This is a genomic window from Streptomyces sp. NPDC001920 (assembly GCF_053594495.1).
On record NZ_JBSFEP010000002.1, the window covers coordinates 556,182 to 576,684 of the forward strand.

General features: G+C 72.4%; 19 protein-coding genes. 11 read left to right on the forward strand and 8 right to left on the reverse strand.

Annotated features, from left to right (window positions below; all coding sequences use genetic code 11):
• The first annotated feature begins 30 nt into the window (after positions 1–30).
• Positions 31–1,680 (forward strand): hypothetical protein, encoded by a 1,650-nt coding sequence (locus ACWCPI_RS05085; RefSeq protein WP_451036786.1) that lies wholly within the window; start codon positions 31–33, stop codon positions 1,678–1,680.
• Here ACWCPI_RS05085 and ACWCPI_RS05090 read toward each other — a convergent pair.
• Entirely contained in the window at positions 1,634–3,688 is a 2,055-nt protein-coding gene (locus ACWCPI_RS05090; RefSeq protein ID WP_451036787.1) for a bifunctional glycosyltransferase 87/phosphatase PAP2 family protein, read from the reverse strand. The genes ACWCPI_RS05085 and ACWCPI_RS05090 overlap by 47 nt on opposite strands.
• 312 nt (positions 3,689–4,000) lie before the next feature.
• Here ACWCPI_RS05090 and ACWCPI_RS05095 point away from each other — a divergent pair, with 312 nt between their 5' ends.
• Positions 4,001–4,669 (forward strand): O-methyltransferase, encoded by a 669-nt coding sequence (locus ACWCPI_RS05095; RefSeq protein ID WP_451036788.1) that lies wholly within the window; start codon positions 4,001–4,003, stop codon positions 4,667–4,669.
• Between the two features lie 10 nt (positions 4,670–4,679).
• Here ACWCPI_RS05095 and ACWCPI_RS05100 read toward each other — a convergent pair whose 3' ends face one another.
• Complete coding sequence (locus tag ACWCPI_RS05100) at positions 4,680–5,072, reverse strand: hypothetical protein (RefSeq protein ID WP_451036789.1); 393 nt, start codon at positions 5,070–5,072, stop codon at positions 4,680–4,682.
• 98 nt (positions 5,073–5,170) lie between these two features.
• On the opposite strand from ACWCPI_RS05100, the gene ACWCPI_RS05105 reads away from it, so the two are divergent.
• Positions 5,171–5,608 carry a DnaJ family domain-containing protein gene (locus ACWCPI_RS05105; RefSeq protein ID WP_451036790.1) on the forward strand — a complete coding sequence of 146 codons (438 nt, stop codon included), beginning with the start codon at positions 5,171–5,173 and terminating at the stop codon, positions 5,606–5,608.
• Here the strand turns inward: ACWCPI_RS05105 and ACWCPI_RS05110 are convergent.
• Both ACWCPI_RS05110 and ACWCPI_RS05115 read right to left on the reverse strand, forming a co-directional pair.
• Positions 5,597–6,025: a hypothetical protein gene (locus tag ACWCPI_RS05110; protein WP_451036791.1), complete on the reverse strand. Its 429-nt coding sequence runs from the start codon at positions 6,023–6,025 to the stop codon at positions 5,597–5,599. The genes ACWCPI_RS05105 and ACWCPI_RS05110 overlap by 12 nt on opposite strands.
• Positions 6,026–6,030: 5 nt before the next feature.
• Complete coding sequence (locus ACWCPI_RS05115; protein WP_451036792.1) at positions 6,031–6,708, reverse strand: hypothetical protein; 678 nt, start codon at positions 6,706–6,708, stop codon at positions 6,031–6,033.
• 101 nt (positions 6,709–6,809) lie between these two features.
• Here ACWCPI_RS05115 and ACWCPI_RS05120 point away from each other — a divergent pair, with 101 nt between their 5' ends.
• A complete protein-coding gene (locus ACWCPI_RS05120; protein ID WP_451036793.1) occupies positions 6,810–7,301 on the forward strand; it encodes a GNAT family N-acetyltransferase in 492 nt (163 codons plus the stop codon).
• A gap of 341 nt (positions 7,302–7,642) precedes the next feature.
• Here ACWCPI_RS05120 and ACWCPI_RS05125 read toward each other — a convergent pair whose 3' ends face one another.
• Positions 7,643–9,721 (reverse strand): DHA2 family efflux MFS transporter permease subunit, encoded by a 2,079-nt coding sequence (locus ACWCPI_RS05125; RefSeq protein WP_451036794.1) that lies wholly within the window; start codon positions 9,719–9,721, stop codon positions 7,643–7,645.
• Between the two features lie 168 nt (positions 9,722–9,889).
• Between ACWCPI_RS05125 and ACWCPI_RS05130 the strand changes: the two genes are divergently transcribed.
• On the forward strand, positions 9,890–10,957 hold the full coding sequence (locus tag ACWCPI_RS05130) for a peptidoglycan-binding protein (protein WP_451036795.1): 1,068 nt from the start codon (positions 9,890–9,892) through the stop codon (positions 10,955–10,957).
• Positions 10,958–11,277: 320 nt separating this feature from the next.
• Here the strand turns inward: ACWCPI_RS05130 and ACWCPI_RS05135 are convergent, their stop codons facing one another.
• Positions 11,278–11,946 carry an HAD family hydrolase gene (locus ACWCPI_RS05135; protein WP_451036796.1) on the reverse strand — a complete coding sequence of 223 codons (669 nt, stop codon included), beginning with the start codon at positions 11,944–11,946 and terminating at the stop codon, positions 11,278–11,280.
• Positions 11,947–12,136: 190 nt separating this feature from the next.
• On the reverse strand, positions 12,137–12,718 hold the full coding sequence (locus ACWCPI_RS05140; protein ID WP_451036797.1) for a TMEM165/GDT1 family protein: 582 nt from the start codon (positions 12,716–12,718) through the stop codon (positions 12,137–12,139).
• A gap of 374 nt (positions 12,719–13,092) precedes the next feature.
• Here ACWCPI_RS05140 and ACWCPI_RS05145 point away from each other — a divergent pair, with 374 nt between their 5' ends.
• The 5 genes from ACWCPI_RS05145 to ACWCPI_RS05165 all read left to right on the forward strand — a co-directional run bounded on the left by ACWCPI_RS05145 (position 13,093) and on the right by ACWCPI_RS05165 (position 18,990).
• Positions 13,093–13,737: an HNH endonuclease family protein gene (locus ACWCPI_RS05145; protein ID WP_451036798.1), complete on the forward strand. Its 645-nt coding sequence runs from the start codon at positions 13,093–13,095 to the stop codon at positions 13,735–13,737.
• A 120-nt stretch (positions 13,738–13,857) separates the two neighbouring features.
• On the forward strand, positions 13,858–15,498 hold the full coding sequence (locus tag ACWCPI_RS05150) for an alkaline phosphatase D family protein (RefSeq protein WP_451036799.1): 1,641 nt from the start codon (positions 13,858–13,860) through the stop codon (positions 15,496–15,498).
• A 185-nt stretch (positions 15,499–15,683) separates the two neighbouring features.
• Positions 15,684–17,594, forward strand: a complete 1,911-nt coding sequence (locus tag ACWCPI_RS05155; RefSeq protein WP_451036800.1) for an FAD/NAD(P)-binding protein — start codon at positions 15,684–15,686, stop codon at positions 17,592–17,594.
• Between the two features lie 92 nt (positions 17,595–17,686).
• A complete protein-coding gene (locus ACWCPI_RS05160; protein WP_451036801.1) occupies positions 17,687–18,124 on the forward strand; it encodes a DoxX family protein in 438 nt (145 codons plus the stop codon).
• 299 nt (positions 18,125–18,423) lie between these two features.
• Positions 18,424–18,990: a DedA family protein gene (locus ACWCPI_RS05165; protein WP_388800526.1), complete on the forward strand. Its 567-nt coding sequence runs from the start codon at positions 18,424–18,426 to the stop codon at positions 18,988–18,990.
• 193 nt (positions 18,991–19,183) lie between these two features.
• Here ACWCPI_RS05165 and ACWCPI_RS05170 read toward each other — a convergent pair whose 3' ends face one another.
• Positions 19,184–19,417 (reverse strand): DUF2277 domain-containing protein, encoded by a 234-nt coding sequence (locus tag ACWCPI_RS05170; RefSeq protein ID WP_451036802.1) that lies wholly within the window; start codon positions 19,415–19,417, stop codon positions 19,184–19,186.
• Between the two features lie 89 nt (positions 19,418–19,506).
• Here ACWCPI_RS05170 and ACWCPI_RS05175 point away from each other — a divergent pair, with 89 nt between their 5' ends.
• Positions 19,507–20,412, forward strand: coding sequence for a ketopantoate reductase family protein (locus tag ACWCPI_RS05175; protein ID WP_451036803.1), 906 nt, complete (start codon positions 19,507–19,509; stop codon positions 20,410–20,412).
• Positions 20,413–20,503: the final 91 nt, after the last annotated feature.

A 20,503-nucleotide genomic window follows, 5' to 3' on the forward strand; every position in this document is an offset into this window, starting at 1 on the left:
GTCCCGGCCGCATTCCACGTCTTCGATCACGTGGCCCCAGCCGAACTCACCAGCACCCGCACGAGCCCGGACGTCCCACAGCCGGCGCCTCCTGCCCGAAAGTGGCCCCCGCGCACCCTGTGGACCCGGCATCGGATCCCGCTGCTGGCCACGCTCCCCGCTCTCCCGCTCTACGCGCTCTGGGCCCTGTTCCTCGGCACGGGCGGCGGCGACCTGGCCGCGCAGGAGGCCTGGGCCGGGTTCGCCGAGCGGCACGGGGACTCGGCGTACAACCTCTTCTGGTACGGCGGCACGCACACCGCCAACTACAGCCTCATATCCCCGTACTTGATGGCCGTCCTCGGTGTCCGCACCGTCACCGTCGTGTCCGGCGTCGCCGCCACCTGGCTCGCGGCCGTGCTCCTCACCCGCGTCGAGAACCTGCGCAGGCCCCTCGGACCGGCCCTGCTCGCGTCCTTCGCCCTGTGGTGCAACGTGGCCTCCGGCCGCACCACGTTCGCGCTCGGCGTCGCCTTCGGACTCGCCGCCTGCCTGCTGCTCACCCGTGAGCGGCGGATCGTCCTCGCCGCCGCCTACGCCGCCCTGGCGACCATGGCCAGCCCCGTGGCGGGACTGTTCGTGGTGGTCGTGGGCGCCGCCCACCTCCTCACCCGCGACCTCGCCCGCGCCCTCGCCCTGCTCGTGCCGCCCGCGGTCACCGTGGGGGTGACCACGCTGCTCTTCCCCTTCAAGGGCGAGCAGTTGATGTTCATGGACCGCATCTGGCCGCCCTTCTTCCTCGGTCTCGCCGTCACCGCCTTCGCTCCCCGCACCTGGCGCGTCGCCCGCTGGAGCGGCGTCGTCTACGCCGCCGGGACCGTCCTGACGTATCTGATCGCGTCTCCCATCGGCACGAACGTCGAGCGTTTCGCCGAACTGTTCGGGCCCGCCGCCCTGCTCGCCGTGCTGCTGGTCCGCCCCGATCTGGCGGGGTGGCGCCGCAAGCTGCTCGTCTTCGCCCTCGTGTTCTCCATCGGCTGGGTCGGCAAGAAGACCGCCGACGACCTCTACGTCTCCACCGTCGTGCCCGGCTGGGCCGCCGAGACCGAGTCAGTGGTCCGCGCCCTCGACCGCCTGGGAGCCGACCGCACCCGCGTCGAGGTGGTTCCGGCCCGCAACCACCGCGAGGCCAGCGGACTCGCTCCGCACATCAACATGGCCCGCGGCTGGAACCGCCAACTCGACATGGAGCGCGCCCGGTTGTTCTACGACGGCTCGTTCTCGGCCACCACCTACCGGGCGTGGCTGGACCGCTGGGCCGTCGGCTTCGTCGTGCTGCCCCTGGGCAGGCCCGACGGGTACGCCAAGGTCGAGGCGCGGCTCATACGTGAGGACCGGCCCGACTGGCTGGAGCCGGTGTGGCAGGACGAGCACTGGCGGGTGTACCGGGTGCGCGACGCGGTCCCGCTCGTGACCGAACCCGCCCGTGTCGTGTCGACGTCCAGCGCCGACGTCGTCGTACGGATGCCCCGGGCCGGCAGCGTGACCGTGCGGGTGGCCTACTCGCCCTGGCTGCGCGCCGACGGCGGCGGCTGTCTCGCCCGGCAGGGCGAGTTCACCCGGCTCACCGTCACCGCCCCCGGCGCGTACCGGATCAGCTCGGAGTACGGTCTCTCACCGGGGCCGGGCGGTCGCTGCTGACCTGTGCCGCCCGCGCCGTCCCCGCCCCGGCGCGCGGACCCTGGAACAGGTACGTCACCGCGAAGCCGGCGCCGACGACCAGCGCGCCGCCGACCGCGTCCAGCACCCAGTGGTTGGCGGTGACGACGATCGCGGTGACCGTGAGGAGCGGGTGCAGCAGGCCCAGGGCCTTCATCCACCACCGGGGGGCGAGGATCAGGATCACCAGGCCGCACCACAGGGACCAGCCGAAGTGCAGGGACGGCATCGCCGCGTACTGGTTGGTGAGCTCGGTGAGGGTGCCGTAGTCCGGCCGGGAGAAGTCCTGCGGGCCGTGGACCGTGTCGATGAAGCCGAGGCCGGGCATCAGGCGGGGCGGGGCGAGCGGGTAGAGCCAGAACCCGACCAGGGCGAAGACGGTGGCGAAACCGATGGCGGTGCGGGCCCAGCGGTAGTCGACGGGGCGTCGCCAGTACAGGACGCCGAGCACGGCGAGCGGTACGCCGAAGTGGAACGACTCGTAGTAGAAGTCGAAGAAGTCACGCAGCCAGTCGGCCTTCACGATGGCGTGGTTGGCCCAGTACTCGATGTCGATGCGCAGGGCGCGCTCGATCGAGTGGATCTCCTCGCCGTGCTCCTCGGCGGTGGCCCGCCCGGCCGAGTGGGAGCCGCCGGCCGCGGCGAGGCGGATCTGGGCGTAGGCGTAGTAGGTGACCCGGATCAGCAGCAGCTCGAAGAACAGGTTCGGGCGGCTGACCACCCGGCGCAGGAACGGCACCAACGGGATGTGCCGGAAGCGGGAGGGGACCTTGTCCGCGTACCGCGTGGGGATCGGCGTCTGCCAGTACGGGGAGGTGCGCGACAGGAACGGGACGACGGCGGCCGTGGCGAGCGCGGCCAGGAGGATCAGGTCGGCGCGCAGGGGGTGCAGGAGCACCTTGTCCGGCACCATCGTCCTCGCGGGCAGCGTCATCACCAGCACGACGGCGACCGGCCATACGTACCGGTCGCAGGCCCGCCTGCCGACCTGGCCGACGACCGCGAGCAGCACCCACAGCAGCTGGTGCTGCCAGGCGGTCGGGGAGACCACTATGGCGGCACAGCCGGTGATCGCCACGGCGAGCAGGAGCTGGCCGTCGTGGGCGTAGCGCACGGCGCGGCGCACCGCGAGGACGGCGACGGCGGCGCCCAGGGCCAGGAAGAGGGCGATCTCCAGGGGGCCGGTGAGCCCCAGCCGCAGCAGGGCGCCGTGCAGCGACTGGTTGCCGAGGTCGTCGGCGCGTCCGCCGAGGCCGACGCCGGCCAGGTGATGCACCCAGTAGGTGTACGAGTCGTGCGGCATCGCCACCGCCGCGACCGCGGTGCTCGCGGCGAACGTGGCCCCCGTGGACAGCGCGGCCCGGCGGCGGCCGGTGAACCACAGCAGCGGGGTGAACAGCAGCAGGGTCGGCTGGAGCGCGGCCGCGAGGCCGATGAGCACGCCGCTGGCGCGTTCGCCGCGGACGGCGAAGCAGCCGAGCAGGACGAGCAGGACCGGGATGATGCTGGTCTGGCCGAGGTAGAGGGTGTTGCGCACCGGCAGCGACAGCATGAGCAGGCTGACGGCGACGGGCGCGGCGAGCAGGGAGGCCCGTCTGCTCACCGGCTGGGGCAGGGCGCGGGCGGCGGCCAGGCCGAGGGCGACGACGAGCAGCAGGGTCCCGAAGGTCCAGCCCAGGCCGAGGGCCTGCTCGGCGGCGCGGGTGAGGGGTTTGAGGACGAGTCCGCCGAACGGTGTGCCGGTGAACCGGGTGGAATCGTAGAGCGAACCCTTCACGTGCAGGACGCCGTCGGGGCCGACCCACGTCTCCAGGTCGGTCAGGCGCTCGCCGCGCGGTGTGGCGAGGACGACCGCCACCTGCCGGGCCGCGAGAAGCGCGACGACCAGCCACAGAGCGAGCCGTGTCGCGCGCAGACGCGCCTGGACCGTGCCGACGGCCGTCGCTCCCAGTGCCTCCGCCGGTCGTCCACCGTGATCCGCCTTCGCCACGCCTTGTCGGCCTCCCGCCCCGTTCGTCCCGGTCCCACGAGTAAGGAATCTTCACGAAGCCTATGCGGCTCCCGCCACCATCGGGAGGGACGCAGGCAACCTCCGCTTCACCTGTCGTCCACTCCTCCTCGGCCGGACGACCCTGACGGGCGGGCACGGCGTCGGCGCAGCGCTCTGCGCCGATCGGCTGAATCGACCATCCTGGAATCCTCGCCGGGGTACCGGAATCCCCTGACAGGGAACGGGGCACGCGACTATATTCGTTAGCGCATCTAGTTAGGAATTCTAACTAGCCATACGAAAGGTAAGGCGATGAGCGAGTCGCAGCTCTGGGACGACGTCGACGAGTACTTCTCCGCCCACCTCTCACCGGACGACGACGTACTCCAGGCCACCCTGCGGGACAGCGAGGCGGCCGGGCTCCCGTCGATCGCCGTCAGCCGCCCCCAGGGCAAGCTCCTGCAGCTTCTCGCCGAGATCCAGGGCGCCCGGACCATCCTGGAGATCGGCACCCTCGGCGGCTACAGCACCATCTGGCTGGCCCGCGCCCTGCCCGCCGACGGCCGGCTGATCTCGCTGGAGTACAGCCCGAAACACGCCGAGGTCGCCGCCCGCAACATCGCGCGGGCGGGCCTGGACAAGGTCGTCGAGGTGCGGGTGGGCGCGGCCCTGGACCTGCTGCCCAAACTGGCCGACGAGAACCCCGCCCCCTTCGACCTGGTCTTCATCGACGCCGACAAGGCCAACAACCCGCACTACGTCGACTGGGCCGTCAGGCTCACGAGCACCGGCAGCCTGATCATCGTGGACAACGTGGTACGCGGTGGCCGGGTCGTCGACGCCGACAGCGACGCGCCGGACATCCGGGGCACCCGAGCCGCCATCGAACTGATCGGCAGCCACCCGAGGTTGAGCGGCACGGCGATCCAGACGGTGGGCGGCAAGGGCTACGACGGCTTCGCGCTGGCCCGCGTGCTGTGACCCGGGGCGATCAGGCCTCGTGGTAGAAGCCGACGTTGACGCTGCGGGGTGCGGTGCGGTCCTGGATGACGATCTCGCCGCTGCCGCCCCTCGGCAGCGGCACCGTCCCGCCGTACGCGATCGGCTGGGTGTACTGCCCCACCGTCAGCCGCACCTCGGAGGACGGGTCGGGCTGCGAGCCGCGCAGCCAGGACACCTGCCAGCCGCCGTCCGGACCGCACAGGAACTCCAGGTGGACGCGGGAGACGAACAGCCAGTCGTCCGGCGTCACCAGCCGGCACACCGACTTGTCGCGGCCCACCCGCAGCAGAGCACCCGGCTCGCTGGGCGCGTCGGCCATGAGCATGCCGGCCGTGGCACCCTCGTCCGCCGCGGACACGGCGGCCATGGTGAGTTCGAGCACGTGCGCTCCTTCTGAAACGTCCTTGTACGACGGTCGTCTTGGCCGCCGACGCCGCATGATAAATCGCCCGGCACCACCGCGTCCGGCACAATGAACTCATGACCGAGCGAAAGCCCCCCGGCGTTCCGTTCGAGTCCTGGGTGGACAAGCAGATCCACGACGCGCAGGAGCGCGGCGACTTCGACCGGCTGCCCGGCGCCGGGCGGCCCCTGCCGACCGACCTGGAAGCCCCGTACGACGAACTGTGGTGGGTCAAGCGCAAGATGGCCCGCGAGGGCCTGTCGGTCCTGCCCCCGGCCCTGGCCCTGCGCAAGGAGGCGGAGGACGCGCTGACGGCGGCCTACGCGGCCCCGTCGGAGCGGATGGTCCGGAAGATCATCTCGGATGTGAACGTCAAGATCCGCGACATGCTGCTGAAGCCGCCGCCCGGCCCTCCCCTGGGCCGCAAGCCGTACGACGTCGACGAGGTCGTACGCGAGTGGCGGGAGCGCCGGACGGCGGCGAAAGGTCCGCGGGCGGACGGCTCAGACGTGTAGCAGCCGTTCCGCCAGTTCACGGTAGTCGCGCAGGGCGAGACGCAGCTGCTCGGTGTCGGTGGACGACTCGGGCCCGCCCTCGGCCCGGTCCGCGGACTGCCAGGCCCCGCGCAGGGTCCGGCGGCGCTGTGTCACCGCCTCGGTGAATCGGGCGGTCAGCTCCTCCAGGACGCGGTCGGCCTCCTCGACGGCGGCCCGGGGGCCGTCGACGAATCCGGAGACCGCATGGTGCAGCCGCAGCTCGAACTTGTCGGACTCCTCGTGCGGGAAGAGCGGGGTGGCCTCGCGCCCGGCCTTCGCGGTGACACCGCCCCGCGTCGTGCCACGCACCCGCGTGCCCTCGTCCCGCTCCGCGCCCGTGGTGGTGGGCGCTATCGGATCACGCTCCGCGCCCTTGCCGGTCATCGCATCCGCCATGTCACTCAACTCCCCTTGGCGTGACGGGTGAACGTCCACGGCAGATGGCCGCGGTGGCCGTTGCTGCTAGCGTGCGTCCGCTCGCCGGTGTCCCGGCGGGAATGGTGGGACGCCCCGCGGTCCACCGGGCCCGTCAGGTCCTCGAACAGGGCCCGGGCCTCGATCATGGCCTCGCGCATCTCCTCCGTGCTCTGCCCCGCGCCGTCACGTCCGTCGCCGACGCGGGTGTGGGCGACACGGTGCACCCGCCGGTAGCCCTGCACATGGTGGGCGTGGTGCACGGACAGCGCGGCGAGCTGCTCCTCGTACTGCGCGCCGTCCGGGAAACCCCGCGCCTGCGCCAGCTCCGCGAGCAGCCGGTCCGCCTCACCGACGGCTTCCCTCGGCGAGTCGACGAAGTGCTCCTGGGCCGCCGTCCAGCGGGCCTCGAAGCGCTCCAGCTCGGCCGGCTCCAGCGGACGCTCCCGCAGCCTGCCGTGCCGCTCCACCAGCTGGGCGAGTTCCCGCTCGGCGGCCTTGGTGTCGCCGTCGTGCCGGGCCACGGCCCGCTCGTATTCGGGCCCGAAGCGCCGCTTCAGACCTCCGTTGCCCTGCGCGCCGCGAGCGCGCAGGGCCAGGGCGGCCACGCCGAGAACGACGACGACCGCCGCGATCACGATCAAAACGATCACACCTGTGGACATATGGGCCGGGTTGCCGCGAAGGCGCCTCCCAAACAGCCCACCGACGAGGCCACCGATATCCGCTTGCACACCCGGTGGCCCGCGCTCCGAGAATGTCGCCCATGACCTGGACCATCACCGCGGAACTCCCCGACTCCCCCGCCGCCACCGCACTCTGGCGGGCGTACTACACGGAGGTCAGCGACCGCTACTACCTCCTGCACGAGGGCCACCGCACCGACCCGGCCGAACTGGAGCGCGAGATAGCCGCCCCGTCCTGGGACGAACTCCGTCCGCCCAAGGGCGAGTTGCTGGTGGCCAGATACTCCGGCGAGCCGGCCGGCACGGCCGGCGTCCACCTGCTGGACCCGGAAACCGCCGAACTGAAGCGGGTGTTCGTCCACGAGGCGATGCGCGGCAAGGGCGGCGGCCCCCACCTCGTACACGCCGCCGAGGACACGGCCCGTGCGCTCGGCGCCACCCGCATGGTCCTGGACACCCGCCACGACCTGGTGGAAGCCCGCACCCTGTACACCCGCCTCGGCTACGAGGAAACACCCCCGCACAACAACGACCTCTACGCCGACCACTGGTTCAGCAAGCCCCTGCACTGACACCAGCCCCCCACTGCCGAGGGCCCAGGCGCCGCCGCAACGCGTACCCCCACCGGCCCCGCGGCCGCCGACGGCGGTAAGGGGCCGTGCCGGGGGGTGCCCGCCCGCAGTGACCGGCGTCAAGAAACAGCACTTCTCACACGCCCCCAACCGCCGGTCCGAGGACGGACACCCCCCGGCACGGCCCCCCCCCACCCACCACCCGCAGGCGCGACGCGCACCCCCACCGAACCCGCACAGGCACCGCAGGCATCAAGGCACAGGCGCCGCAGCCATCGCACACCCCCACCACCCGCAGACACCACGCCCACCCCCACGCCCCCGCACAGGCGCCGCAGGCATCAACGCACACCCCCCGCCCCCGCTCCCGCCCCACCACGCGGCTGCTCCCGATCCGACCCGCACAGCTCCTCGTTCAGCTCCCTCACCAGCTGAATCAGATCAGTGGGCCGATCCGGCCCCCACCAGTCCCCCAGCAACGCGGCCAACGACTCCTCCCGCGCCCGAGCCAACCGCCCGGCAACCTCCCGCCCCCGCCCGGTCAGCACGAGATCGAGCCCCTCACGCACGGCCAGCCCCCGCTCCTCGACCTGCCGAGCCGCCTCCAGGACGACCGGCAGCGGCACGACACTGCGCTCGGCGAGCAACGCCGGCTCCACCCAGCCGTACTTCTTGATCCGCAGCAGCAGCCACCCGGCCGCCGGCAACAGGTCGTACCCGGCCTTCTCGGTGATCTCCCGGTACACCTCCCGCCGCCCCTCGCGCGTCCCGAGAACCGACAACGCCCGGCACACCTCGTCGTACGACGACCGCTCCACCGGATTGCTGGCGAGCGTCTCGGACAGGTCGGGCGCCCGCACCGACCCCCGCAGCGGGTCCTCCCGCAGGAACCAGGCCAGCACGAACCCGAGCAGCGCGACCGGCGCGGCGTACAGGAAGACGTCGGTGATGGCGGACGCGTACGCCTCCAGGGCCCCCGACCGCAACGCTCCCGGCAGCTCCGCGATGCCCCGCGGGTCGGCTTCGAGCCCGTCCAGGGAGACTCCGGGCGGAAGCGGAACCCCTTGGAACGCCTCGACCAGCTCGTCGTCGAGCCGCCCCGCGAAGACCGTGCCGAAAATGGCGACGCCGAACGAGGCCCCGATCGACCGGAAGAAGGTCGCCCCGGAGGTGGCGACGCCGAGATCCTCGTACGACACGGCGTTCTGCACGATCAGCACCAGCACCTGCATGACGAGGCCGAGCCCCAGCCCGAAGACGAAGAAGAACACGCTCATCTCAGCGGTGGAGCTGTCCCTGTCCAGCTGATGGAGCAGCAGCAGCCCGATCGTGGTGACGGCGGTCCCGGCCAGCGGGAACACCTTCCAGCGCCCGGTGCGGCTGACGATCTGCCCGGACGCGGTGGACGACAGCAGCATGCCGACGACCATGGGCAGCATGTGCACACCGGACATGGTCGGACTGACACCCTGCACGACCTGGAGGAACGTCGGCAGATAGGTCATCGCGCCGAACATGGCGAACCCGACGATGAAGCTGATGACCGCGGACAGCGTGAACGTCCGCACCCGGAAGAGCTTCAGCGGCAGCACGGGTTCGGCGGCCGTGCGCTCCACGGCGACGAACCCGACCGTGAGCACGGCCCCGAGCAGGACCAGCCCGACGATCTGCACCGACCACCAGTCCCACGTCGTCCCGCCGAGGGAGGCCACCAGCACCAGGCAGGTGGCGACGGACGCGATGAGGAACGTACCGAGGTAGTCGATGACATGCGCCGTCGACCTGCGCGGAATCCGCAGGACGGCGGCGATGACGGCGAGCGCGACGATCCCGACGGGAAGGTTGACGTAGAACACCCACCGCCAGCTCAGATGCTCCGTGAAGACCCCGCCGAGCAGCGGCCCGAGCACACTGCTCGCCCCGAACACCGCGCCGAACAGCCCTTGGTACCGGCCCCGTTCACGCGGCGGGACGATGTCGCCGACGATCGCCATGGACAGCACCATGAGCCCGCCGCCGCCGAGGCCCTGCACGGCCCGGAAGGCGATGAGCTGAGCCATGTCCTGGGCCACGCCGCACAGCGCGGAGCCGACCAGGAAGATGACGATCGCGATCTGGAAGAGCCGCTTGCGGCCGTACTGGTCGCCGAGTTTGCCCCACAGCGGGGTCGCCGCGGTGGACGCCAGCAGATACGCGGTCACGACCCAGGACAGATGCTCCAGCCCGCCGAGGTCACTGACGATGGTCGGCAGCGCGGTCGAGACGATGGTCTGGTCGAGGGCGGCGAGCAGCATGCCGAGAAGCAGCGCGCCGATGGAGACGAGGACGTTGCCGGGCACGTTCTCGTGCGGTTCGACTCCCCGACGCGGGGGCTGCGCGTCACGCACATTTCCCGTCATACCGTGCGCATCCCCGCCCATGAAGACCTCCCGAGGCTGTCGTTACACCTCCCACACACCCCCATCGTGATCGCTATGGCCGGTTATGGCCTGTCGAGTCCCTTTGGAATCACTTGTTCCGGGGGTTGGGAAGACGACGTGAGGAACGTCTGCATAATCTGGGGAGCTCGCGAGGGGAGGGACGAACACGTGAGCGAGCCGAGGGGAACAGGGGACGCCGGGGGTCCGGACGGCCCGGAGCGCCCGGACGGCCGTGTGTGCCCGGAGTGCGGGGCGCCGAGAGCGGCCGACAACACCCCGTCGTGCGGCTGCGGCCGACGCGTGTCCGAGGCCCTGCGAGACGCCCGTACGGCGGAGGCCGCCGCCGCGGAGGACTTCGATCCGCTGCGCATTCGCCCATACGTGGAACTGGACGGCGGCACCGAGCAGGAGCGGGGCGCCGCCCCGGAGGCCGACCCCGGCGAAACGATGCCTCTGCGGGCGGTACCACCGGCCGGCCCGGCGTCCGGGCGGCGACCCGCCGATCCGTCCGCCGCGCCGCCGACCCCGCTGTCCTCCACGGGGACCACACCTGACGCGCGGGACCTGAGCCTGTTCGAGCCGGAGACGGCGGTGTACGGCGCCGAGGGCGGCGGGCGCGAGCCCGGGAGCCGACGCGGCCGTACGGTCCTGCTCGGGGTCGGCGGTGGGCTTGCGGCCGTACTGGCGGCGGCGGGACTGGCCAGCGGCCTGTTCGCGTACGAGACGCCGTCGCGGGACAGGGCGCTGCCGAAGGACGTACGGGCGAGCGTGCCGGCCCCGCCGACCAGCCAGGAGGCCCCGACACCGGCGCCGGCCGGGACGTCACCGCGGCAGGCGCCGGCACCGGTGACCCCGTCCGCCACGAGGAGCGCCTCCGCCTCGCCGTCGCCGTCCGGGTCGAGCGCGTCCCCGTCGCCGTCCACCTCGGCGACGGAGAAGGCCACGAGCACCCCCTCGCCGTCCGGGGCCGCGGAGGCGCAGGAGCAGTCCTCCCCGGCGCGGGAGACCGCACCGCCGACCCTGCGCCGCGGTGACCGCGGCCCCGAGGTCCTGGAACTCGAACTCCGCCTGACACAGCTCGGTCTCTACGCGAGGGAGGCCAAGGGCTCGTACAACGAGAGCGTCGAGGAGGCGGTGGCGCGGTATCAGTGGGCCCGGGGCGTGCAGCCGGAGGAGTACGGCGTGTACGACGCGGTGACGCGGGAGAGGCTGGAGGCGGAGACACGGGAGCCCTGAGGAGCCGGCCCGGGGCCTGCCCACCATGACGCGCCGGGCCCGCCCTCCGGGTGGAGCAGAGTCGCAACAGCCCTGGCCGACGTCCACCCGGAGCCGACCTAGGGTCTGTCGTTTGGATCAGGTCGGCTGAGAGAAACCACGCCTCTCAGCCCACCCGAGCGGGGTCTGGTGCGTGCAGCTGCAAGGCGGAGGAGGGCGCCGACGCGATGGGGGTCCCCCCGGTCGAGCGAAGTCGAGAGTGGGGGAGTCGGCAACCGACGACAACGCGGCAGATGCGCGTGCCAGGCCCCGCGACGCCGGCATGATCCAAACGACAGACCCTAGCCGACGCACACCCGCAGCCACCCGCCCCCGGCGTCCTGCACCCGCACCTGCCGAAGGTCCGGCACCAGCACGTCCGGACCGTGCGCCCCGGCCCGCTCACCGACCCCCACGACCCGCATCCCGGCCGCCCGCCCGGCCTGGATGCCCGCCGCGGAGTCCTCGAACACCACGCACTCCCCCGGCGTGACCCCCAGCTCGGCGGCCCCCTTCAGGAACCCCTCGGGGTCGGGCTTGCTCGCGCCCACCGACTCCGCGGTCACCCGCACATCGGGCAGCTCCAGCCCGGCCGCGGCCATGCGAGCGGTGGACAGCGGGACGTCCGCCGAGGTCACCAGCGCATGCGGCAGTCCTCGCAGCGACCGCAGGAACTCCGGCGCACCGGGCACGGGCACCACGCCCGCCACGTCCGCCGTCTCCTCGGCGAGCAGGCGGGCGTTGTCCGCGTGGTTCTGCTCCATCGGCCGGTCGGGCAGCAGCAGCGCCATCGAGGCGTGCCCCTGCCGCCCGTGCACGACCTTCATCACCGCGTCCCCGTCCAGCCCGTGCCGCTCGGCCCAGCGGCGCCAGATCCGTTCCACGACGGCGTCCGAGTTGACCAGGGTGCCGTCCATGTCGAGCAGGAGGGCGCGGGCGGTGAGCACGGTGGGCGCGGCGGTGGCCGACATCGGCAGCTCCAGGGCGAGGGGTACGGGGGTATGAGGGTGGCCCCCCGGAAGCGGGACAAGGTGGTCCCGCCCGCCGGTCAGGGAAAACGGGCGGGAGCCACTTTGTTCCCCCACGGTACAAAACCCGGCGGCATACCGCCACCACCCCCACGGGCCGTTCACCGAACGTTCAGCTCGGCCGCTGGGCCGCTCAGCCGCTCACGGCCTCCCACAGGCTCCACAGTCCGAGGCCCAGCATCAGCAGCGCCGCCACCTTCGTGATCAGCCGCAGCGGCACCCGGCGCATCAGCGCCTTGCCCCCGACGATTCCGAGCCCCGCCACCGCCCACAGCGCGAGCACCGCGCCGACACCGACCGACAGCGGGTCGTCGTAACGGGCCGCGAGGTTGGCCGTCATGATCTGCGTCAGGTCCCCGAACTCGGCCACCAGGATGAGCATGAACCCGGCCCCGGAGACCTTCCAGAAGGACTGGTCCTCGGGCTTGCGGATCTCCTCCTCGTCCTCGTCCTTCTTCATGAGCAGCACGGCCGCGCCGCCGAGGAAGAGCACACCTGTCAGCGCGTGCACGATCTGCTGCGGCAGCAGCGTCAGCACGCTGCCGGCCGCCACGGCCAGCGCGACATGCACCGCGAACGCGGCGGCGACACCGGCGAAGACATAGGAGGCGCGGTAGCGGGTGCCGAGGACGAGCCCGGCGAGCGCGGTCTTGTCGGGCAGTTCGGCGAGGAAGACGACGCCGAAGACGACCGCTGTGACGGTGAAGCTGATCAAGGTTCCTCAATCGGTCGGGCCGCCCCGCCGAGAGCTTGGTCACTGCCATCGCGACACCTCGGCACGGCAGCACACTCGGCGCCCGCACCCTGCGGTACGGGCGTGCACTGCTGGCCGAAGGTCTCGCTGGCCGACCCCGTGACCGAGGTCCGCCTCCGGGCGCCGGCTCAGACGAGCTGAGCAGTATGTCGACGGTCCGGCGAAGAGCTACTCCCCTTCTGCTTCCCCCAGCATACAAAATCGTTTCGCCGTAAATCTTGTTATGTCATGCACGCGTCACTAACTTCTCACCACACGCACATCTCCCCGCCACGCGGCGTCGCGAGCATTCCCACGCCCGCACGCCAACACCCCCACCCCTCAAGGGAGTTCGCATGACCATGTTCTACGCGCGTCGACGCGTCAGCATACTCGCGGCGCTGACCGGCGTCATCGCCTCCGTCGGGCTCTTCAACGGCCCGACCGCCGCCGCCGCCCTCCCCACGCCGGTCAGCGCCTCCACCGCCCGCGGCTACCTCGCCCAGCTCACCGTGGCCGCCGAGGACCGCACGGGTTACGACCGGGACCTCTTCCCGCACTGGATCACTCAGTCCGGCGCCTGCAACACCCGCGAGACGGTCCTCAAGCGCGACGGCTCGGGCGTCGTGACCGACTCCTCCTGTGCCGCCACCAGCGGAAGCTGGTACTCCCCGTACGACGGCGCCACCTGGACCGCCGCCTCCGACGTCGACATCGACCACCTCGTCCCGCTGGCCGAGGCCTGGGACTCCGGGGCCGACGGCTGGACCACCTCGCGGCGCCAGTCCTTCGCCAACGACCTGACCCGGCCCCAGCTGATCGCCGTCACCGACAACGTCAACCAGGCCAAGGGCGACCAGGACCCGGCCCAGTGGATGCCCTCGCGCACGGCCTACCGCTGCACCTACGTCCGCGCCTGGGTCCAGGTGAAGTACTACTACGGCCTCTCGGTCGACTCGGCGGAGAAGTCCGCGCTGACGAACCACCTCGCGAGCTGCTGATCCCGCCCCCGGCCCGCAGCCACCGGTGACCGGCGGAGTTCGGCAAACCGTGACCTGCGAAACCTCGCCGCTCACCTCCGTCGTTCCGTACCGTACGGGGCGACGAAGGAGGGCGGTCACGTGGCCGGACTGCGGCTTGGTCCACTGCTGAGGTATGCCGACGGCTCGTCCGCGACCGTGTGGGTCGAGACGAGCCGTCCGTGCACGGCCGAGGTGCGCGGTGCGGACGGGTCCGGCGGCCGGGCCCGCACGTTCCAGATCGCCGGGCACCACTACGCCCTGGTGCCGGTGACCGGTCTCGCCCCCGGGACGACGACGCCGTACGAGGTCCACCTCGACGGCACGCGCGTATGGCCGCTGCCCGATTCGCCCTTCCCGCCGTCGGTCATCCGCACCTCCGCCCAGCACGATCCCGTCCGCCTCGCCTTCGGCTCCTGCCGGTGGGCGGCGCCCCCGGAGGGCGAGCAGGACCCGGTCGGCCCCGACGCGCTGGACACGCTGGCGGCCCGCATGGCGGGCGATCCCGACGGGGAACGGCCGGACGTGCTCGTCCTGCTGGGCGACCAGGTGTACGCCGACGAGACCTCCGAGGCGACCAAGCGCTGGCTGGCCGGGCGGCGCGACCTGAGCGACCCGCCGGGCGACGAGGTCGCGGACTACGAGGAGTACACCCGCCTCTACTACGAGTCGTGGCTCGACCCCGAGGTGCGGTGGCTGCTGTCCACCGTGCCGAGCTGCATGATCTTCGACGACCACGACGTCATCGACGACTGGAACACCTCCGCGGCCTGGCTCGCCGACATGCGGGCCACCCCGTGGTGGCGGGAGCGGCTGCTGAGCGGCCTGATGTCGTACTGGGTGCACCAGCACCTGGGGAACCTGTCGCCGGCCGAGCTGGCCGCCGACCCGCTCTACGCCGCCGTACGCGAAGTGCCCGACGGCACCGACCTGTTGCGCGCCTTCGCCTGCCGGGCGGACGCCGACCCGGCCTCGGTCCGCTGGAGCTACCGGCGCGACTTCGGCCGGGTACGGCTGCTGATGGTGGACACGCGGGCCGCCCGGGTGCTCGACGAGGACGCGCGCTCCATGCTCGACCCCGGTGAGGCACGGTGGCTGCGCGAGCAGGCGCTGGACGCCCCCGGCTCCTGCGACCACCTCCTCATCGGCACCTCCCTGCCCTGGCTGCTGCCCCACCTCGTGCACGACGTCGAGACATGGAGCGCGGCCCTGTGCCGGGGCGAGCGCGGGGAGCGCTGGGCGCGGTTCGGGGAGAAGCTGCGGCGGCGGGCCGATCTGGAGCACTGGGCGGCGTTCCCGGCGTCCTTCGACGCGCTGGCGGAGCTGATCGCCGAGGCCGGGTCCGGGGACGGGGCACCGGCGACGGTGTGCGTGCTGTCGGGGGACGTGCATCACGCGTACGTGGCCGCGCCGACGTGGCCGGCCGGCGCCGGGCCCGACGCCGGGGTGTTCCAGCTGACCTGCTCACCCGTGCACAACGCCGTCCCGCAGGCGATCCGGTTCGGCTTCCGCTTCGGCTGGAGCGCGGTGGCGCGGGCGCTCGGCCGGCGGTTCGCCGCGCACGGGGGCTGTCCGCGGCCGCCGATCGACTGGCGCAGGACGGGCGGACCGTGGTTCGGCAACCAGCTCATGACGCTGACGCTGCGCGGGCGTTCGGCACGGCTCACGCTGGAACGGGCGCGGGGCGTACGGGGGGCGGGGGCGCGGCTGCGGACGGTCATGGAGTCCGAACTCGCCCCGTAATCAGGGCGTTCCGACCGCTTGTGGCCTGTTATGGCCTCTGTGGCACGTGATGCTCGTGACGCATCCCACACTCACCGCCCCGGAGGCTCGGTCGGCCCCTCTCCCGACGGCATGATGAGCCGGACCGTCCGCTCACGCCCCGACGGCTCGCTCCGCCGCGCCCCCCACGCCCGGGAGTCCTCGTCTTGTCTGCACCGACCTCCGCCCCGACCCCGGAGCCCCCCACGGCCTCCGTCGCCCTGGTCGGCGCGGGTCCCCGCGGCACCAGTGTCCTTGAGCGCCTGTGTGCCTCCGTACCCGAACTCCTCCCGCCCGCAACTCGGCTGACGGTCCATGTGATCGATCCCGCCCCACCGGGTCCCGGCCGGGTGTGGCGGACCTCGCAGTCGCCCGAACTGCTGATGAACACGGTGTCCTCGCAGGTCACGTTGTTCACCGACGACAGTGTGGACTGCTCGGGCCCGATCCGGCCCGGCCCGAGTCTCTACGACTGGGCGGCCGGCGCGCTCGGCCCGGACGAGTACCCGACCCGCGCCCAGTACGGCCGCTATCTGGAGTGGGTGTTCGCGAAGGCGGTGCGCGAGGCGCCGCCCTCCGTACGCGTCACGACGTACGCGGCCCGTGCGGTACGGCTCGCCGACGCCCCCGACGGCAGCCAGATCCTCACCCTCGACGACGGCCGGGTGCTGACGGGTCTGTCCGCCGTCGTACTGGCGCAGGGCCATCTGCCGACGGTGGCCGACGCGACCCAGCGCCGTCTCGCCGAGTACGCCGACCGCCACGGTCTGCGCCATGTCGCCCCCGCCAACCCGGCCGACGTCGACCTTTCCTCCGTCTCCCCGGGCGAGCCGGTGCTGTTGCGCGGACTCGGCCTCAACTTCTTCGACCACCTGGCCCTGTTGACGACCGGCCGCGACGGCCGTTTCACCAGGGGCCCCGGCGGGCTGCGCTACCTGCCCCGCGGCGACGAGCCCCGTCTGTACGCCGGTTCGCGGCGCGGCGTCCCGTACCAGGCGCGCGGCGACAACGCGAAGGGGCCCTACGGCCGCCACCTCCCCCGCGTCCTGACGCCCGAGGTGATCGCCGGCTTCCGCAAGCGCGCGGACTCGGGTGAGGCGCCCGACTTCCTCGCGGAGATATGGCCGCTCGTCGCGAAGGAGGTGGAGACGGTGTACTACACGGCGCTGATACCGCAGGTCCGCCGTCCCGGCTTCCTGGAGGGCTTCCTCACCGTCCCTCACGGCGACCCCCGGGAAGCCTCGCTGCTGACGGAGTTCGGGGTGCCGGAGCGGGCGCGCTGGAGCTGGGACCGGATCTCCCGACCGTATACGGGACGCGTCTTCGCCGATCCGGGGCAGTGGCGGGACTGGCTGCTGGCCCATCTGCGCGAGGACGCCGCACAGGCCGCCCGGGGCAATGTGCACGGCCCGCTGAAGGCGGCCCTCGACGTCCTGCGCGACCTGCGCAACGAACTGCGCCTGATCGTCGACCACGGTGGGCTGACCGGTGCCTCACGCCGGGAGCATCTGGACCGTTGGTACACCCCGCTCAACGCCTTCCTGTCCATCGGCCCGCCCAGGCGGCGGGTGGAGGAGCTGGTGGCACTGATCGAGGCGGGCGTGGTGGAGGTGCTCGGGCCCCGCCTGGAGGTGCAGGAGGACGCGGGGGCGTGGGTGGCGCACTCCCCCGAGGTGCCCGGTTCGGCGGTCCGGGTGACGGCACTGGTCGAGGCGCGCCTGCCGGAGACCGACCTGCGCCGCAGCGCCGACGAGCTGCTGGCCCGGCTGCTGAAGACGGGGCAGTGCCGCCCGCACACCGTGGACGGTTACGAAACGGGTGGGCTCGACGTAACACAGCGGCCGTACCATCTGATTGACCGTCAGGGAAACCCGCACACACGGCGGTTGGCCTTCGGCGTGCCCACGGAGGGTGTGCACTGGGTGACCGCCGCCGGGGCGCGGCCAGGTGTGGATTCGGTCACTCTTTCGGACGCGGACGCGGTGGCGCGAGCGGCGCTACGTGCGGTGTCCCCTGGGGTCGCAGGGGAAATCGAGGCAAACTCCTGGCCGAATGTTGAACTTGCAAGTGTTGATTAGGGAAACCTAACGTGGGCGCTACCGAGCAGTATCCGTCCCCGCGCCGTTCCTCATGGGCAACGGCCCGTCATCAGACCGAGGGAGTCCCCCACATGACCGGACGCCTCAACAGCGCCCAGCCTTATGCCATCGGCCTGTTCCGCATCGTCGTCGGCCTGCTCTTCGCCTGCCACGGCGCCAACTCGCTCTTCGGCACCTTCGGGGGCCAGACCGCGCAGGCGGGCAGCTGGCCCGGCTGGTACGCCGCCGTGATCGAACTCGTCGGCGGCAGCCTGGTCCTGCTCGGCCTCGGCACCCGCGCAGCGGCGTTCATCTCCTCCGGCGCCATGGCCTACGCGTACTTCAAGGTCCACCAGCCCGAGGCGCTGTGGCCCATCGAGAACAACGGCGAAGGCGCGGCGATGTACTGCTGGGCCATGTTCCTGCTGATCTTCACCGGCTCCGGCGCCTTCGGCCTGGACCGCCTGTTCGCCAAGCGCTCCGGGGCTCAGGACCGCACGGCGGCCGACCAGGCGCCGGTGGCCGTCTGACGCCTCCGGCCCGTGCACGACGGCACCCCTTTCGTGGCCCGGCGCCCGTCTCCGCGTGGTTCGAGCGGATACGGGCGCCCTCGCGTTTCGGCGGGAAGGTGAACATCCCGTGCCGAACACACGAGCCCCCCACGAATCTTCTGTCACATCCCCGGCGTACGCTGTATGGCTGTCATAGGCCGCTCCTGCCGCTCCCCGCGACATCGCGGCACGGTCTGGCCACGGGGGTCGACGGGGGAGTTGCGGTGCTGGAGGGTTTTGCGGATGTCGGTTCACTTACGGCGGCCCCATGGATCTACATGGTCGTGGCTCTGTCCGTCCTGCTGGACGTCTTCGTACCGGTCCTGCCCAGCGGCGTCCTGGTGATCACGGCGGCGACGGCGGCGGCCGCGGGATCGGGCGCGGCGACCGGACGGGTCCCCGACGACGTCCCGGACATCCTGGCCCTGACGCTGTGTGCCGCGACGGCCTCCGTGCTGGGCGATCTGGTCGCCTATCGCCTCGCCAGGCGCGGCGGCGCCCGACTGGACCGCGCCCTCGCCCGCTCCCGCCGCCTGCAGGCGGCGCAGGAACGTCTCGGCGCGGCTCTGGCCCGAGGCGGTGGCGCCCTGGTCGTCCTGGCCCGCTTCGCCCCCGCCGGCCGCTCGCTCGTCTCGTTCGGCGCGGGCGCCGCCCACCGCAGCGCCCGCGACTTCCTCCCCTGGTCCGCGCTGGCGGGCCTCGCCTGGGCGGTCTACAGCGTGGCCCTCGGCTATCTGGGCGCCCAGTGGCTGGGCGCGACATGGCTGGCGGCGGCGGTGTCGGTGGGGGCGCTGTTCGCGGCGGGAGCGGTGGCCACGTATCTGGTACGGCGGAGACCGGCCTGAGGGGAGTTTCGAAAGCCCTGTGCGGTGCCCGCGGCGTCCGGTGCGTGCTCCGGGGGTGCCCCGGCCGAAGGCTGGGGGAATGCCGGATGAAAGCCCTCGTACCGGACGTACTTGGGGTTTCGGCCGGTGCGGGGGGTGGGGGCACCTCCCACGCCCTTCAGGCAGTGGAGGAGCTAGCCGCCTCGCCGGGCCCTCAGCCCGCCTGACGGGCGGCGCTCTGCCCCCGTACCTCCAGTCCGGCCAGCAGGTCGGCCGTGGCCTGTGCGACCGCGTCGACGGCGCGGTCGAAGACCTCGCGGTTGTGGGCGGCCGGGGCGCGGAAGCCGGAGACCTTGCGGACGTACTGAAGGGCGGCGGCGCGGATCTCCTCCTGCGTGGCCTCCTCGGGCAGGGCGGGCGGGCGAAGCGTCTTGATGCTGCGGCACATGCCTCACAGTCTCCCCCCGGACGGGGTATGTCTGCCATGATCACGTCGAGGCGGCCACCGATCCGGGGCCGACCGACGAGAGGACTCGCATGACGGCGAAGAACGAACTCACCGTGGCGGTACTGGGCCCGGGCGGTATCGGCGGCCTGCTCGCCGCACTCCTGTCCAGGTCAGGCCACCGCGTCATCTGCCTGGCCGGCGACGAGACCGCCGCGACCCTGCGGAAGAGCGGAATCCACGTCCGCAGCGGCCCCTTCGGCGACTTCACGGTCCAGGTCGAGGCGGACACCGAGCTGCGTGAACCGGTCGACGCCTGCCTGATCGCGGTGAAGGCCACCGCCCTGGACGAGGCCCTGACCCGCGTCCCGCCCGCCGCGCTCGGCGACGCCCTGCTCGTGCCCTTCCTGAACGGCGTCGAACACCCGCGGACGCTGCGCGCCCGCTACCGCCCCGACCGGGTCGCCCCCGCCGTCATCCGGGCCGAGTCCACCCGCGTCGCACCGGGGGAGATCGATCACGGCACCCCCTTCGCCGAGATCGACCTCGCCGGCGACACCGTCCCCCGTGACCGCCTCGACACCCTCGCGCGTGCCCTCGACGACGCGGGCCCCACCACCCGCGTCCTCCCCGAGGAAACAGCGGCTCTCTGGGCGAAGATGAGCCTGCTGGCGCCCTTCGCCCTGCTGACCACCCGCCACGCCCTCCCCATCGGCGACGTACGCACGCGCCACCGCGAGGAGTTGACGTCCCTGGTCGAGGAGACGGCGGCCGTCAGCCGGGCCTGCGGAGCCCCCGTCGACCCGGCCGGGATCCTGGCCCGCCATGACTCCTTCCCGCCCACCACCAAGTCGTCGATGCAGCGGGACGCCGAGGCGGGCCGCCCCCTCGAACTGGACGCGATCGGCGGGGCGTTGCTGCGCGCGGCGGAGCGGCACGGGGTACCGGTGCCGGTGGCGACGCGCGTGGTGGGCGAGCTGCGGGCGGCGGGCCACTAGGTCGTGTCCGCAAAGTCCCGTCGTCCGCCCGGAGGGCGGGCCCCGCGGCGTATGGTGCGTGCTCTCGGCGTGCCGGGCGGAAGCCCTCGTA

Excerpts from the sequence above, each read along its gene's own strand:
- ACWCPI_RS05160 (WP_451036801.1), top strand. The coding sequence starts at position 17,687 with ATGACCGGACGCCTCAACAGCGCCCAGCCTTATGCCATCGGCCTGTTC.
- ACWCPI_RS05135 (WP_451036796.1), bottom strand. The coding sequence starts at position 11,946 with ATGTCGGCCACCGCCGCGCCCACCGTGCTCACCGCCCGCGCCCTCCTG.
- ACWCPI_RS05110 (WP_451036791.1), bottom strand. The coding sequence starts at position 6,025 with ATGGCGGATGCGATGACCGGCAAGGGCGCGGAGCGTGATCCGATAGCG.
- ACWCPI_RS05115 (WP_451036792.1), bottom strand. The coding sequence starts at position 6,708 with ATGTCCACAGGTGTGATCGTTTTGATCGTGATCGCGGCGGTCGTCGTC.
- ACWCPI_RS05165 (WP_388800526.1), top strand. The coding sequence starts at position 18,424 with ATGGTCGTGGCTCTGTCCGTCCTGCTGGACGTCTTCGTACCGGTCCTG.
- ACWCPI_RS05145 (WP_451036798.1), top strand. The coding sequence starts at position 13,093 with ATGACCATGTTCTACGCGCGTCGACGCGTCAGCATACTCGCGGCGCTG.
- ACWCPI_RS05120 (WP_451036793.1), top strand. The coding sequence starts at position 6,810 with ATGACCTGGACCATCACCGCGGAACTCCCCGACTCCCCCGCCGCCACC.
- ACWCPI_RS05105 (WP_451036790.1), top strand. The coding sequence starts at position 5,171 with ATGACCGAGCGAAAGCCCCCCGGCGTTCCGTTCGAGTCCTGGGTGGAC.
- ACWCPI_RS05170 (WP_451036802.1), bottom strand. The coding sequence starts at position 19,417 with ATGTGCCGCAGCATCAAGACGCTTCGCCCGCCCGCCCTGCCCGAGGAG.
- ACWCPI_RS05095 (WP_451036788.1), top strand. The coding sequence starts at position 4,001 with ATGAGCGAGTCGCAGCTCTGGGACGACGTCGACGAGTACTTCTCCGCC.
- ACWCPI_RS05175 (WP_451036803.1), top strand. The coding sequence starts at position 19,507 with ATGACGGCGAAGAACGAACTCACCGTGGCGGTACTGGGCCCGGGCGGT.
- ACWCPI_RS05125 (WP_451036794.1), bottom strand. The coding sequence starts at position 9,721 with ATGGGCGGGGATGCGCACGGTATGACGGGAAATGTGCGTGACGCGCAG.